The 13822-nt window shown below is 67.0% G+C and carries 8 protein-coding genes; 5 read left to right on the top strand and 3 right to left on the bottom strand.

Annotated elements, in window-relative coordinates; genetic code table 11:
- Positions 1 to 1369: 1369 nt before the first annotated feature.
- Together RMO51_RS13755 and RMO51_RS13750 are read left to right on the top strand one after the other, a co-directional pair.
- On the top strand, positions 1370 to 2659 hold the full coding sequence (locus tag RMO51_RS13755) for a PcfJ domain-containing protein (protein ID WP_310395509.1): 1290 nt from the start codon (positions 1370 to 1372) through the stop codon (positions 2657 to 2659).
- Positions 2660 to 2847: 188 nt separating this feature from the next.
- Positions 2848 to 4248: an RtcB family protein gene (locus tag RMO51_RS13750; RefSeq protein ID WP_310395508.1), complete on the top strand. Its 1401-nt coding sequence runs from the start codon at positions 2848 to 2850 to the stop codon at positions 4246 to 4248.
- Between the two features lie 218 nt (positions 4249 to 4466).
- On the opposite strand, the gene RMO51_RS13745 is transcribed toward RMO51_RS13750, so the two are convergent.
- From RMO51_RS13745 to RMO51_RS13735, 3 genes are all read right to left on the bottom strand, one after another.
- Positions 4467 to 8996: a DUF4394 domain-containing protein gene (locus RMO51_RS13745; protein ID WP_310395507.1), complete on the bottom strand. Its 4530-nt coding sequence runs from the start codon at positions 8994 to 8996 to the stop codon at positions 4467 to 4469.
- A 187-nt stretch (positions 8997 to 9183) separates the two neighbouring features.
- On the bottom strand, positions 9184 to 9768 hold the full coding sequence (locus RMO51_RS13740; RefSeq protein ID WP_310395505.1) for an MOSC domain-containing protein: 585 nt from the start codon (positions 9766 to 9768) through the stop codon (positions 9184 to 9186).
- 123 nt (positions 9769 to 9891) lie between these two features.
- On the bottom strand, positions 9892 to 10356 hold the full coding sequence (locus RMO51_RS13735) for a hypothetical protein (RefSeq protein WP_310395503.1): 465 nt from the start codon (positions 10354 to 10356) through the stop codon (positions 9892 to 9894).
- A 370-nt stretch (positions 10357 to 10726) separates the two neighbouring features.
- Here RMO51_RS13735 and RMO51_RS13730 point away from each other — a divergent pair, with 370 nt between their 5' ends.
- The 3 genes from RMO51_RS13730 to mutM all read left to right on the top strand — a co-directional run bounded on the left by RMO51_RS13730 (position 10727) and on the right by mutM (position 13718).
- Entirely contained in the window at positions 10727 to 11677 is a 951-nt protein-coding gene (locus RMO51_RS13730; protein WP_310395501.1) for a membrane-binding protein, read from the top strand.
- 208 nt (positions 11678 to 11885) lie between these two features.
- The gene (locus tag RMO51_RS13725; RefSeq protein ID WP_310395500.1) at positions 11886 to 12800 is read left to right on the top strand and encodes a PhzF family phenazine biosynthesis protein; all 915 of its coding nucleotides are present in this window, start codon (positions 11886 to 11888) and stop codon (positions 12798 to 12800) included.
- A gap of 87 nt (positions 12801 to 12887) precedes the next feature.
- Positions 12888 to 13718 carry a DNA-formamidopyrimidine glycosylase gene (mutM, locus tag RMO51_RS13720; RefSeq protein ID WP_310395499.1) on the top strand — a complete coding sequence of 277 codons (831 nt, stop codon included), beginning with the start codon at positions 12888 to 12890 and terminating at the stop codon, positions 13716 to 13718.
- The last annotated feature ends 104 nt before the right edge of the window (positions 13719 to 13822 follow it).

Below are 13822 nucleotides of genomic sequence, written 5' to 3'. Positions count from 1 at the left end.
TCCCTTCGCTCATCGTGGCCCGCCGCTTGTCGCCCTTGCTTGTGCGCCGAAATTTAAGGCGAGGTAAATAATGCGGCCCCGGGAATGACAATTTTGACTTGAAAGCGGCCGTCATTCCCGGGTTGCTGCTAGATGCTTTAATGTTAAACCCGCCATGCTCATTACTAAAAACACGCTTCAACAATTAGGACGACGTCTACCCAGACGGGGCAGTCGCCGGCCGGGACGGCGCCACGCCCGTGGCCCGTTCCAACCCGGCTGAATCTGCCCAATTCAGGTGCCGTAGGTGGGCGTTACTTCGCTGGTGAACGGAGAGCTTTTTCGAAAGCTTTCCCCGGGTTCGACTCCCTCTCCGCGGCTTCGGCCACGGTTGATACGCCGGCCGTTTTTTGCCCTGAATTTGCGGAATTAGCCGATTAAAACACGTTTCCGGATGGGTGCCGTAGCCGGGCCTTCCTTCGCTCCAACCATGGTGCGGTCGCGGGTTCGACTCCCGAAGTGCTGCCGCGAGGCAGGGCGAACTGCGCAATTGGTAGGGCCGCGCCAGCTGGCCGGGCGTCCGTTGCCCCAATCGGAAACAAGAATGAGTATTGGGTGCCGTAGGCGAGGGTTCCTTCGTTAAATTGTACCGAACGGGTACCGGGGGTTCGAATCCCTCCTCCGCTGGCGACAGTGGGAGTGGCTGAGTGGTCAAAAGCGCAATACCGTGCAGACTCTCGCCGCTTTTTTGCCCCAATACCTGGTGCTGTTTTTCTTTCCCGTCCGGGTGTCGTAGCCCGGCCATACTTCGCACTTTGAATGCCCAGGTCGCGGGTTCGAATCCCGCCGACCGTTGCTTCGGCAGCGGCCGTAGCTCAGGGGTAGAGCAGGATATTGGAGGCTGGGCGCTGGTTGCCCCGGACGGGAATAAGAGTTGGGAAGGTATCGTTGCGCAGTCTTACTTCGATTCAGCATCCGCATGACTGCGCTGCATTTTTACCCTTTTCAGTTCTAAATTTTACTGCCGGATGCCGTAGGCCCGCGCTACTCCGACCTGTCACGTCGGGCTTCGTGCCCCATCGCAGACCGGCTGTTGCTCCGGTATTTTTTTCAAAAGTTGCCCTGACCGGTGCCGTAGCGCCGCCTTACTTCGATTTCCATTCGCCGGGTTGCGGGTTCGAGTCCCGCCCGGAGGCTGCGGCCCCCGATAGCTCAACGGGTAGAGCAGGACTGGCGGTGCGCTTGTTGTCCGGTCAGGTATTTTTTCACGGCCATCTCGGTGGCGCAATACTCTTTTTCTCATGCCTAGAAATCCCCGCTGTTTCCGCTTTGCTGAATCCATCCGTCATTTTTTGCTGGCTGCCGGGCCGGGCCCGCGCGCCGTTCTTATATGTCCAACCGCAACAAAACCATATCGGCCCACGCTGCGAGCACGCAACGGGCCGTAGCCGTGCTGGCCGAGCACGTCAACTGGCGCAAATGGTCGCCGGTCCGGCAGATTGAATACTTGTTTTCCGTGGAATCGGCCCCGGATTTTTACGCGCGGTTTGCGCGTACTTCCCAACTGGGCGAGCTGTACGCACACTGCGTGGAGGGCCGTTCCGTGGTCGAGCGCCAGCACTGCCGGGCTTTCCTGGTGGCGCTGGCCGGCCAGCGCAGCGCCTTGCTGACGCGGCCCGACCTGGCCGCGTGGCTGGGGGTGCTGGGCACCCGCTACCCCAACCGCCTGCGCGAGCTGGCCGGGTGGGTACCCCAGCGAAAAAATGTGCATTTTCAGCTCGAAAGCCTCGTGCGCCATCTTTTCGACCGGTACGGCGACGTACCGGCCTGGGTGGTGGGCGCCTGGACGGCCACCCGCACCGCCAACCTCGGCCTGGACCTGGGGGCGCTGACCGTGCACTTGGGACGCGGGCAGTCGCTGCGCAGCTTCGCGGGCCTGCCCGTGCCGCTGACCAAGCGCCTGGAGCACGAAATGCGCCAGGCGCCAGCCGCCTGCACGTTCCTGGAAGCCTACCGGTACGCCCAACTGGCCGTGCGCGACGCGCTCGACTGGTTCGGGGTGGTGCTGGAGTCGCGCTTGGGGCGGGAGGCCGTGGGCCCGGACGACGGGTTTTGGTTGGGCGTTGTAGATTTTTTCCGCGCCGCGCCCATGGTGGACCCGCGGCAGTTTGGCCCGGTGTGCGACTGGATTCACCAGAAGCGCAGCGTGGGCATCGGTCCCGAGCCGCCGCAGCCGGGCTTCTCGCTCCGGGGCCGGAGCATGGCCAGCGTGGTAGCCCAAACCGACGCCTGGCACCGCAGCCTGGCCCAGTTGCGCCGGCACGCGGGCAGCTCCTGGCCGCTCGATACCGCCTGGGAAGGCTTGCCGGTGCCCGGTTTCACGGGCGGCGACGAGGGCCGGGTCCGCATCGCGCAGCTCACCACATTCGGCCAATTGGTGGAGGAGGGGCGCACCCTGCAACACTGCGTGGCCTCCTACATGGACTCGTGCCGCCGGGGGCGCTGCGGCATTTTTTCGCTCGCGTTCGACGGCCGCCCGGTTGTCACCCTTGAGGTAAGCCCGGAGCGCGTCGTGGTACAGGCCCGGGGCCGCCACAACCGCGCCATGGCCGCCGACGAGCGGTTTTGGGTGAACCGCTGGCTGGGCGAGGCCCGGCTGGTGCTCTCCAAGCACGTGTGAAAGCCGTGGTTTATTCTTCAATAAAACTCCGCAGAAAACGTCATGTCGAGCTTGCCGAGACATCTCGCGCGGGCAGTTGAACAGCATTGGTTAGCTACGCGGGCGAGATGCTTCGGCAAGCTCAGCATGACGTTCTTTTTTGCTTCTCTTCTATTCCTCATTCTTCCTTCCTCATTCTTCATTCAAACATGGCCTCTCAATTACGCGGCAACGACCTCCGCACCCTCGGGTTTCCCGAAGGCCGGGCCATTGGCCTGGCCCTGGCGCAGCTGCAACGCAAGGAACACAAGCGCCTCACCCAAACCGAGCAATTGGAGCTGCTCGGGCGCCTAGTTGCCAACCCCTCGGATTACTTAACCGACCTGGCCTGGAGCCACACGGCGGCGGCCTTGCTGCCGCCCGTGTCGCGGCACATTGCCCTGGTCGAGCGCAAGGACTACGCCATCTTCAGCGCCGAGCACATCGAGCCGGGCGCCATCCACCAGATGGAAACGGCCATGAAGCTGCCCGTGACCGTGGCCGGCGCCCTTATGCCCGACGCTCACCACGGCTACGGCCTGCCCATCGGCGGGGTGCTGGCCACCGACAACGCCGTGATTCCCTACGCCGTGGGCGTGGACATCGGCTGCCGCATGGCCCTGTCGGTGTTTGACCTGCCGCCCAAGTACCTCAGCCAGCGCGTGCAGGAACTGCGCAGCCTGCTGCTCGAAAACACCCGATTTGGCAGCGGCCGGGGCTTCGAGCGGGGCCAGCGGCTTGGCCACGCCGTGCTGGAGAGCGAGCAGTTTCGGACCATTCCGTTCCTGAAAAACAAGCTGGACCGGGCGGCGGAGCAAGTCGGAACCTCGGGCTCGGGCAACCATTTCGTGGAATTTGGCCTGGTGGAAATCACGGCCGAAGGCAACGAAATGGGCCTGCCCCCGGGCCAGTACCTGGGCGTGCTCTCGCACTCCGGCTCGCGGGGCCTGGGCGCGGGCATTGCCGAGCACTACACCAAGCTGGCCAAGGACGTGTGCCAGCTGCCCGGCGAAGCCCAACACCTGGCCTGGCTGGGCCTCGACACCGAAGCGGGCCAGGAGTACTGGGCCGCCATGACGCTGGCCGGTGCCTACGCCTCGGCCTGCCACGAGCAGATTCACCGCCGGCTGGCCAAGGCCCTGGGCGAAAAGCCCCTGGCCAAGGTCGAGAACCACCACAACTTTGCCTGGCAGGAGCGGCTGGCCGATGGCCGGGAGGTGATTGTGCACCGCAAGGGCGCCACCCCGGCCGGCCGGGGCGTGCTCGGCATCATTCCCGGCTCGATGACGGCCCCGGGCTTCATCGTGCGGGGACGGGGGGTGGCGGCGGCGCTGGCGTCGGCCTCGCACGGGGCCGGCCGGCTCATGTCGCGCACCCGGGCCAAGGCCGAACTGGGCGAGGCGCAGGTCCGCCGGCACCTGGCCGAGCACGGCATCGAGCTCATCGGCGGTGGGCTCGACGAAGCCCCGATGGCCTACAAGGACATCCGCCGGGTGATGGCCAGCCAGCACGAGCTGGTGGACGTGCTCGGCTCCTTCACACCGAAGATTGTGCGGATGGACGGCGCCTGAAAACCCGTCGCCGCGCAATCCAAGTACCCAAGCCTTGGCGTAGGTGTGGGCAAGTCTCCATTGGGGACAGTTGTTTTCATAGCTCGGAAAGCCTCTCGCCTTTGGTGAGGGGTTTTTTATTGCGAAATTCCTTCGCTGCGCCACCCAAAAAAAGCCCTGGCTATAGCAGCCAGGGCTTTTTAGGTTAATCAGAAAGCGCTTCTGATTTTTGTCGTCGGTTATTCCACCACGAGGCGCTTGACCACGAGGCCGGCGGCGGTGCGGGCCTGCACCGAATAGACGCCGGGCGCCAGCGTGCCCAGCGGCAGCTCCAGGGTTTCGGTGGCGCCGGCCGCCAGCGTGCGGGTGAGCACCACGCGGCCCAGGTTGTCCACGACGGTGACGCCAGTGGGCTGGTTGCTGCGCAAGGCGGCCGGTAGCAGGAGGGTGGCCGCCCCGCGGGCCGGGTTGGGGTACACGCTGGCCAAGCGGGCGAGTGCGGCGGGAGCGGTGGCCAGCACGCGGGCCTGGGTCGTGAACAACACGGCGTAGCGCCCGCCGGTGGCACCATTGGCGGCCAGGGTGAGCGTCGTGCTCGGGGTGGCCGCCAAGTCGGTGTAGGTACCGGTCAAGGCGTCGCGCAGGTAGGCGTAGTAGTTGGCCGGCAGGTTGGCGAGGTTGGCCACTGCCAGCGTGTAGGAGCCGGCCGCGAGGGCGGCTACGCGCAGCGGCACCAGCACGTCGGCCCCGGTCAGCACCGGCTGGCCGTTCACGGCCAGGACCTCGGCGCCGGCTTCGCTGGCCAGGGTCAGGCCGTTGGAGCCCAGCAGTTGGCGGGCATCAAAGGCGCGGTCGAAGCCGGCGGTGGCACCCTGCTCAAAGTAAACCGCGGCCTGGGCCCGGGCCGTGGCGCTGGCCAGGGTCAGCGTGAGCTGGGGCCGGGTGTCGGCGGTGCCGCGCTGGAAGGGCGTGGCGTCGAAGGTCGTGACCCGCTCCGCGTCGGTGAAAGCCAGGGCGCCCGCGGTGCCGGGCGTGCTGGTCCGGACGAAGAAGCCCTGGGCCAGCGGCACCACGTTGGTGCCGCCGTTGGTGCCCACGCCGTTGACGTAGCTGGCGTACGAACCCGTGTACTGGCCGCTGCTCTTGAATACGTACAGGGCGTTGTCGACGCCCGTCAGGCGGCCGTTGCTCACCATCAGGTTCCAGTCCAGGGGCGAAGGGAAGGGGTTGCCGCGCAGGTGGTAGCCGCTCTCGGTCTGCGCGCCGCGGGTGAGGCCGGTGGCGCGCAGGGTGCCGCTGTTGAGCGGGCCCACGAAATCGACCAGCGCCGAGCCCGCGATGTTCACGGTGTAGCCGCGCGTTACCTCCAGGGCGTCGGTCAGGGCGCCGGGGGAGAAGAAGCCCTTGTCGAAGTCCTGCGCGGCGGGGCTGCCGCTGGTGTTCACGCGGGCCTCGTCGTAGCCAAAGATGTTCGGGAAGGGCGTCACGGCGCCGGGCGTGGCCGAGGTGTTGTAGGCCCCGTTCACCACCGGAGTGTAGCCGCCGTTGGCTAGGTCGCCGACGGTGCTGCTGGCGACGGGCGCGCTGTAGTGGCGGTAGCCCGGGCCGCCGTTCAGGGCGGGGTCGATGTAGCGCTGCACGGTGGCGCTGCCGTTCACCGTGCCGCCGCTGTTCACCACGTAGGCCGTGCCCGAGGCATCGGAGAGCAAGGTCAGCGTCTGCCCGGTGGTGGTGAGCGAGCCGGTCAGCACCAGGCCGCGCCGGATGGCCACGGGCCCCCCGATGCTGGCCGAGGCAGTGCCCACCGTCAGGTTCGGGAAAGTAGTGAGCGTGCCGCCGATGGTTTGGGCGGCGGTGCCCGTCAGGGCCACGCGGCCGGTGCCCACGCCCGAGAAGGTGACGGTGGCGCTGTTGTTGGTGAAGTTGCCGCTCACGCTGAGCACGCCGGCGTCGGCCAGGGTCAGGGTGGTGCCGCTGTTCAGGGTCACGCCATTGGCTTGCTGGGCGTTACTGACCACGGGGTCATTGGCCACATCGGGAATCACCACGTTGTCGGCCGCGGTGGGCACGGTGTTGGTGCTCCAGTTGCCGGCCGTGCCCCAGTCGGTGCTCACCGCGCCGGTCCAGGTGAAGCCCACGGGCAGCACCGGCGCCGGCGTGAAGAAGGCCGCCAGGCCACTCAGGTTGCTGCTGGTACCGATGCGCCCCAGCGAGTTGAAGGCGCCGGAAGTCAGGCTCACGTCGTAGAGAAAGTCGGCCGTGGTGCCGGTGGGGGCGGCGGCGGCGAAGGCCGAGTTGACGGGCGTGGCCGGGGTGGTTACGTCGGCGTAAATGTCAAACTCCACCCCGTTGGCGGGGTTTACCGTGATGCCGGAGCCGCCCACCGGGGCGTTGGTGCCGGCGTTGGGGTTGCTGAAGCTCACGACCTGGTTCGTGGTTTGGTCGTAGCCGTAGAGCACGGTGGCCGTGGCCGTGTTGTTGTCGTTGTTGGTGTAGGCCGCGGCCACCAGTGCGGCGCTGGTTACGCCATCGGTTGTCACGGTGCCGTCGTTGGGGTTGGTGCGGTAGTTGTTGCCATTCGAGCCGATGATGCGGATGCGGTCCGGCACGGGGTTGAAGTCGAAGCCGATGCCGGCCGCGGCCCCCAGCGCGTAGGCATTCAGCCCGCCCACGGCCGTGAGGGCGCCGCTGGTCAGGTCCAACGTGTAGAGCTGGCCCTGGCCGGCGGTGGCGTTGTAGCCCAGGGCGTACAGCACCCCGGTGGCGGGGCGGAAGTCGGAGCCCACCAGCACCTGGCTGCCATCGGCGGGCAGACCGGTGATGTTCACGGCCGTGCGGATGACGTTCGGGTTGCCCGAATCGAAGGAAATAAGGTTGCCGGCGGCCAGACCGTACAGCAAGCGACCGGTGAGGGCGGGCGGCGTAGCGGCTACCGTCGAGCCAGTTGCCAGCGTCACCGAAATGTCACGCACGGCACTGGCCAGGCCGATGGTGCCGAGGTCGGTGGCCACCTGGTCGGTGGTCAGCGTGGGGCTGAAGGCATTGAGGCGATAGAAGCGGCTAACGGCTTGCCCGGTGGGCACGGCCGCCAGGTACGGCACGTTGGCCGTCCCGTCGTAGAACACGTCGAAGTCGTTCAGCGCGTCGAGGGCACCGCTCGTCGGGTTCACGCCGGTCAGCAGGCGCGAGGTGGTGAGCACGCCGTCGTTCGGCGGGTTTTGCAGCGACACGTAGCCCAGCGCGTGGTCGAGCACGTACAGGCCGGTGGCAGTGGCTCCCACGAAAGAGTTGATGTAAGCCGCCGTGCCCGCGGTGGGGCTCTGCGAGGAGTTCGGAACGGCGGGGCCGGCCGCGGTATACTTCAGGTCAAGGTCGGTGAAAGCAATGCCGCCGGTATTCGGGTTCAGGCGGTAGTTGCGGTCGTTGGCGCTCACCACCCGAATCCGGTCCACGGTCGGGTTGAAATCCAGGCCGATGACGTTGACGTCGGCGCCCAGGTCCAGGTCGATGTCCGCGCCGCCAACGGCCGTGGCCACGCCCGTGACGGGGTCAATGGTGTAAAGCCGGTCGTTGGGGCCCGCCGCGGGGTTGTAGCCCAGGCCAAACAGCTGGCCGGTGTTGGGGCGGTAGTCGGTGCCCACCAGCGTTTGGCCGGCGGCGATGCCCGTGATGGCGGCCAGCGTGCGCACCACCGAAGGGTTGGCCACGTCGAAGCCGAGAATGTTGTTGTTCGTGGTCACGGCGTAGGCCAGCTGGCCGGTGAGGGCCGGCACGGTGCGGTCGATGGCGACGGCAATGTCGCGCACCTGCACCTGCGCGAAGGCGGGCACCACGTTGGCGGCGCCCACGCTGGTGGCCGCGCCGGTGGTCAGGTTCAGGGTGTAAAAGTTGCTGCTCCCGCCGGGCGTCACCTCAATAAGGTAGGCCTGGTTTTGGGAATTGCTCGGGTTGAGGTAAATGTCAATGTCGATGGCGGGCTTAACGCCGAAGGGGTCTCCGTTGAAGGTGATGGGCACGGGCGCCACGGCCGGCGTGCCGCCGCCCAGCACGCCGTCGTTGGGCGGGTTTTGCCGGGCCAGCAGGCCGTTGATTTCGTCCACGTCGTAGAGCACCGTGCCGGTGGCGCCCAGGGTCGAGTTGGTGTACGCCGCCGCGCCCACGCCGGGGTCGGCCGGCGTGCCGCCGGCGTAGTTCAGGGGCAGGTCGGGGGTGACCCCGATGGCCCCGCCCGCGCCCGGCGTCGGGTTCAGGCGGTAGTTGTTGGTCTGGCCCGTGGCGGGGTTGTAGCTGCCCACCACCCGGATGCGGTCCACGGTGGGGTTGAAGTCGAAGCCGATGCGCTCGCCCGCGCCGCCCAGCGCCAGGCTGAAAACGTTGCCGACGGCCGTCGCCTCGCCGGTGGCCGGGTTCAGGATGTAGAGCTGCGCGTTGTCGCTGGCCGCGCCCGCGTTGTAGCCCAGGGCAAACAGTTGCCCGGTGGCGGGCCGCGAGTCCATCCCGACCAGTGACTGGCCCGCCGCGACGCCGGTGATGACCTGCGTCGCGATAATATTTATCGTGCCGGTGGCCACGTCCAGGCTCCCGATGAGCTGGGTGCCCAGGGGCAGGCCGGTGGGCGAGGTAGCGCCCGACACGGTGCCGAGGCCGTACACGGTCTGGGCCTCCACCAGGGGCGTCGCGGCCAGCACCAGCGCCAGGCCCGCCACGGGGCCCAGCAAACGACGGAGCCGCTGGCGCACTGCCAGCGGCGAAAGTAGGGTTGTGAACATACGACGGTGGTGTAGAGTGAAATAAATAGAATAAGGTGGTCAGGTCGGCCCTTGCCAACTCGACTGCAAGTACGTACAATGTTTGCGGGGTGGATGTGGTTTTAACAAACTTTTAATCCCGAAACACCCCCCGTCTCCCGCCCGCGTCCGGGCCAAAAAGTGCCGGGCACTTGGTCGAGTTTACCAGTCAAGATAGTTGCCCACGGGCGGGCGCCGGCCCGGCGTGAAACCGCGGCCCTGGCCACGCGTCCGCGTCCGGCGCCACCACCCGCACCGCGTCGCCCACCCGAATGCGGCCGCCCCGGGCGATGTGCGCCGTCAGGCCGCCGTGCCCGCGCATGGCGTTGTAGCCGCCGGGGCCCAGCTCCTCCTCCATGCGCGAGCAGGGGTGGCACTCGCCGGTGATGTCCAGAATGACCTCGTCGCCGATGTGGAGTTGCCGGTTTTTCAGGGCCAGCAGGTTTAGTCCGCTCACCACCAGGTTGCGGCGCAGGCGGCCGGGGTCCAGGGGGGCGTCCAGCCCCAGGTAGCCCGCCACCGCGGCCAGGTGCTCGTGCTGAATGAGCGTGACCTGCCGCTTGCCGCCGGGCTTGGGCCGGGCGTGGTCGCCGAGCAGGTGCGAATCAGTTTTCAGCTCTGCTTCCAGCACCGCCACGAGCGGTTCGCGCCGCGCCGGCCGCTGGCCAATCCACTCCAGGTGACCGGCCTGGGGCAAAGTGGCCAGCAGGCGGGCCACGGTGGACTTATCGTCGCCAAAAAAGGGGAAGGCCATGGGTTAGTCGTCGGTTGATAGTTGCTCGTTGTCAGTTGTTACAGTGGTTTGGAAAACCACTTCCAGTTGTCAGGTCTCAGTGTTTGACCACCGATAGCTGACGACGGGCAACCGACGACAAAGTCACAGTTCGTCGGGCGTGCCGAATCCTTCGCGGGTTTCGGTGTGCCGAATCTGGCCGCCCAGGTTGCCGGCCCGCGCCAGCAGGCCGAAGCTGAGGGCGGCGGCGGCCAGCGTGAGCAGGGCCAGCAGCCGGGCCCGGGGCGAGGCGTTTTTCAGCAGCAGCAGGCCGAACAGGGCCAGCGCGGCGGCGCCTTCCAAAGCCCAGAACCCTATTTCCGCCGCCCCCGCGTGGGCCTGGATGAGTGCCCGGCTCACGCGGGGCATGTCTTGCACAATGGCGGCGGCCCCCGCGCCCGTGAGGTGCGCGGGCAGGCCCAGCAGCCCCGCGGCCAGCACGGCCACCAAGCCCGCTTTGGTCAGGGTCAGGTTGCGCTGCACCACGCCCGCCCCCAGCAGCGCCACCGCAAATAAGCTGCCCAGGATGGGCACGTGGTTGACAATGAGGTGAAGGTGGGCTTGATTCATCAAAGAAATTTGAAAATAGGTTGGGCCACGGTAACAGCGCCGGCAAAGCTACTCGGGTCCCCGCCGGCCGGGCGCGGCACGCAACCGTTTGCCTCCTGGTCCGACTCTGGTCAAGTGAACTGCCAACAATCCGAAATCGTTATTCCCGCGCTTCCAAAACCTGCTCCCGGCGGCGCTATCCGCGGGTTTCACAATGAAAACCGGGCGGTATCGTTGGCAGGACGGGCGGCCCCGAAGCAGCGCCCGAACCGACCTGGCGCCGGTCGCAACCCGGAGCGTTGATTTTTATTTCCGGCCGCGGCGCCGCACCTGGCACTGCGCTTGCCCTGGTTTTCGTCATCCGTTACCTCACCCTTCGTCATTTCCGCTCATGGCTTTCTTTGCTTTTTCGCGCCGCTGGGCCCTGCTGCTGGCGCTGCCTTTGGTGCCGGCCGCCCCCGCTCAGGCCCAAACCGCTCCCGCACCAACGGACGTCATCCGCGAAATCACCGATGCCGTGGGCCTCAAAGCCCGTTTTGAGCTGCGGGCTACCCGCGACATTGACAACGCCGCCGCGGTGGTGTTCAATGGCAAGCGCTTCCTCCTCTATAATCCTGATTTCTTGAATTCGGTGAACCAGGCCGGGCACACCGACTGGGCCGGCATCAGCATCCTGGCCCACGAAATGGGCCACCACCTCAACGGCCACACCCTGCGCCCCGGCGGCTCGCAGCCCACCGACGAGCTGGAAGCCGACGAGTTCTCCGGCTTCGTCCTGCGCAAGCTGGGCGCCAATCTGGCGCAGGCCCAAGCCGCCCTGGCCACCGTGGCCGACGACCAGGGCTCGGCCACGCACCCCGGCCGCGCGCCGCGGCTCACGGCCATTGGCCAGGGCTGGCAGCGGGCCAACGACCAGATTACCGTCAGTGCCCGGGCCGTGGCGCCCTCGGCCGCGCCGGCCGTGGTGGCCCGCCGCCCGCCGCCCGCGCCGCGCCCGGCCTACAGCGCCGCGCCGGTGCGCCGCTACCCCGCCGCCACCCCCGTGGCCGGGCCCCTGGATGACGATGCCCCCGCCCGGGACGAAGGCGCCCTCCAGCTAGTGGGCCAGCTTACTTTCCGCAACGACCCCAGCCGGCGCTACTACCTGACCAACGCCTTGAAAGTGGTGCGTGTGGACGACGAGGACCGCGCCGAAGTGGTGGGCCGCATCAGCCGCACCGGTAGCGGCACCTTTCCATTCGTGCTGACCGATGGCCAGCAGCGGCGCCTGTTCATCACGGCGGGCGGCGACGTGTACGACAAGGAAGGCCAGCGCGTAGCCAAGCTGCACGACCCTTCCTGAAGAATCAACAGAGCCAACGGAGCAGTCATGGCGAGCGAAGCGAAGCAATTCTTCCTCGCTCGGCGACCAGTTTCAAAAGCAAAAAGCCCCGGCCTTGGAGGAAGCCGGGGCTTTTTGCTTGCGCCCGAGAGAAACCAGGCTTCTGGCCGGGCCCGGCATGTCCGTTCTTTGAGCATTCATTTGAGCCAGCATCTTACCACCGCCTGAAATGTCGCAGCTACCTTTTCTCCTCGTTGACGCCTTCACGACCGAGCCGCTACGGGGCAATCCCTGCGCCGTGGTGCTCGATGCCGACGCGCTGACGCCCGCCATCCGGCAGCGCCTGGCCCGGGAGTTTAATCAGTCCGAAACGGCTTTTGTGGACCGTGCGGCGCCGGGCAGCACCGAGTTTACGGTGCGTTTTTTTACGCCGGCTGAGGAAATTCCGCTGGCCGGGCATCCCACCATTGCCACCGTTACGGCCCTGCTGCACGCGGGCCGGGTGCAGCTCCCCGCCAGTGGCGCGCCTGTGGTTCTCACGCTGCACCTGCTGCACGGGCCCATCCGCGTGGATGTGCTGCCCGCGGCTGGCAACGAGCCGCCGCTGGTGTGGATGACCCAGCGCCGCCCGGTGTTCGGGGCCGTGCACGCGCCGGCCGACGTGCTGCCGCTGTTCGGCCTTGCGCCCGACGACCTGCTGCCGGGGGCGCCCATCCAAACCGTGAGCACCGGCACGCCCCAGCTCATGCTGCTGCTGCGCGACCACGCCGCCCTGCGCCGCGCCCACGTGGCCGATGCCGCCGCGTTGGGCCGCTACCGCGCCGGGAGCGACTTTTTCAGCCCGCACCTGTTTTGCCTGGGCGGGGCTACGGCGGCCGGCAACACCTTCGCCCGCCACTTCGGCACCCCGCCCGATGTGTCGGAAGACCCCGTGACGGGCTCGGCCACGGGTGGCATGGCCGCCTACCTCTGGCACCACGGCTACCTCGACTCGCCCACGTTCAACGCCGAGCAGGGCCACGACATGGGCCGCGCCGGCACGGTGCAGGTGCGCATTAGCGGCCCGCGCGAAGCTATTGAATCGGTGCAGATTGGGGGCACGGGCGTGGTGGTGCTGGAAGGCGGTTTGCGGGGAGATTTATAGCCTGCGGCGGGGGATTTTGCAACCCGGCCCGGAGTTGTACTGTTAGCCAACTCATCGTTCACAATTCAACACTCATAATTTCCGAAGGTGCCCGAGTTACCCGAGGTGGAAACCTACCGCCGCTTTATTGACGAACTGGCCGTGGGCCAGACCATTGCCGCCGTGCAAGTGAACGACGCCCACGTGCTGGCCACGCCCGAGGACCAGCTCCGCGCCGGCTTGCTGGGCCGCACCATCACCGGCACCAGCCGCCTGGGCAAAAACTGTTTTCTGGAGCTGGACCACGGCCCGGTGCTGGTGCTGCACTTCGGCATGACCGGCGACGTGGGCACCTACCGCGACGAGGCCGACGCCCCGCGCTTCACCCGCGTGGCCCTGCACCTGGCCGATTCCGGCCTGCGCCTGGCCTTCATCGACCCGCGCAAATTCGGCCGCATCCGCCTCGCCGCCAGTGCGGCCGCCCACCAACAGGCCAAGAAGCTCGGCCCCGACGCGCTCGCCATCAGCGCCGCCGAGCTGTACCAGAAGCTGGCCCGCCGCAAAACCCTGCTCAAGCCCCTGCTGCTCGACCAGAGCATCACCGCCGGCCTGGGCAACTGGATAGTGGACGAGGTGCTGTTCCAGGCCAAGATTCACCCCGAGCGGCTGGGAGTTTCGCTCACCGAGAAAGAGGGCAAGGCCCTGCACGCCGCCGTGCAACTGGTGCTCACCACGGCCATCAGCCAGGAAGCTAACTACCGGAATTTTCCAGCCAGTTTCCTCATCCACGCCCGCGAATGGGACACTTCCGCCACGCCCATCAGTGCGGACGCCCACACGTTCTGCCCCCGCCACTCGAAGGTGAAGATTGAGAAGTTTTACGTGGGTGGCCGGGCTACCTATACTTGCCCAAGGTGCCAGCCCGCGCCGGCTGCGTAAAGGCTGACTGGGGAGGATGAGCACGCGGCAGGGTGCGGGGCAAGCCCTGCCGCGTGCTCAAACCTAAAGCAATTATCAGGTTCGGGTGTTGGTTGTCCGACTCC

Origin of the sequence: Hymenobacter sp., from assembly GCF_031398885.1 — a bacterium.
Classification (GTDB): Bacteria; Bacteroidota; Bacteroidia; order Cytophagales; family Hymenobacteraceae; genus Hymenobacter.
Note: the sequence above shows the minus strand (reverse complement) of the source record. Positions and strands in the feature narration are given on the sequence as shown.

Excerpts from the sequence above, each read along its gene's own strand:
- RMO51_RS13750 (WP_310395508.1), top strand. The coding sequence starts at position 2,848 with ATGGCCTCTCAATTACGCGGCAACGACCTCCGCACCCTCGGGTTTCCC.
- RMO51_RS13725 (WP_310395500.1), top strand. The coding sequence starts at position 11,886 with ATGTCGCAGCTACCTTTTCTCCTCGTTGACGCCTTCACGACCGAGCCG.
- RMO51_RS13745 (WP_310395507.1), bottom strand. The coding sequence starts at position 8,996 with ATGTTCACAACCCTACTTTCGCCGCTGGCAGTGCGCCAGCGGCTCCGT.
- RMO51_RS13735 (WP_310395503.1), bottom strand. The coding sequence starts at position 10,356 with ATGAATCAAGCCCACCTTCACCTCATTGTCAACCACGTGCCCATCCTG.
- RMO51_RS13755 (WP_310395509.1), top strand. The coding sequence starts at position 1,370 with ATGTCCAACCGCAACAAAACCATATCGGCCCACGCTGCGAGCACGCAA.
- RMO51_RS13740 (WP_310395505.1), bottom strand. The coding sequence starts at position 9,768 with ATGGCCTTCCCCTTTTTTGGCGACGATAAGTCCACCGTGGCCCGCCTG.
- RMO51_RS13730 (WP_310395501.1), top strand. The coding sequence starts at position 10,727 with ATGGCTTTCTTTGCTTTTTCGCGCCGCTGGGCCCTGCTGCTGGCGCTG.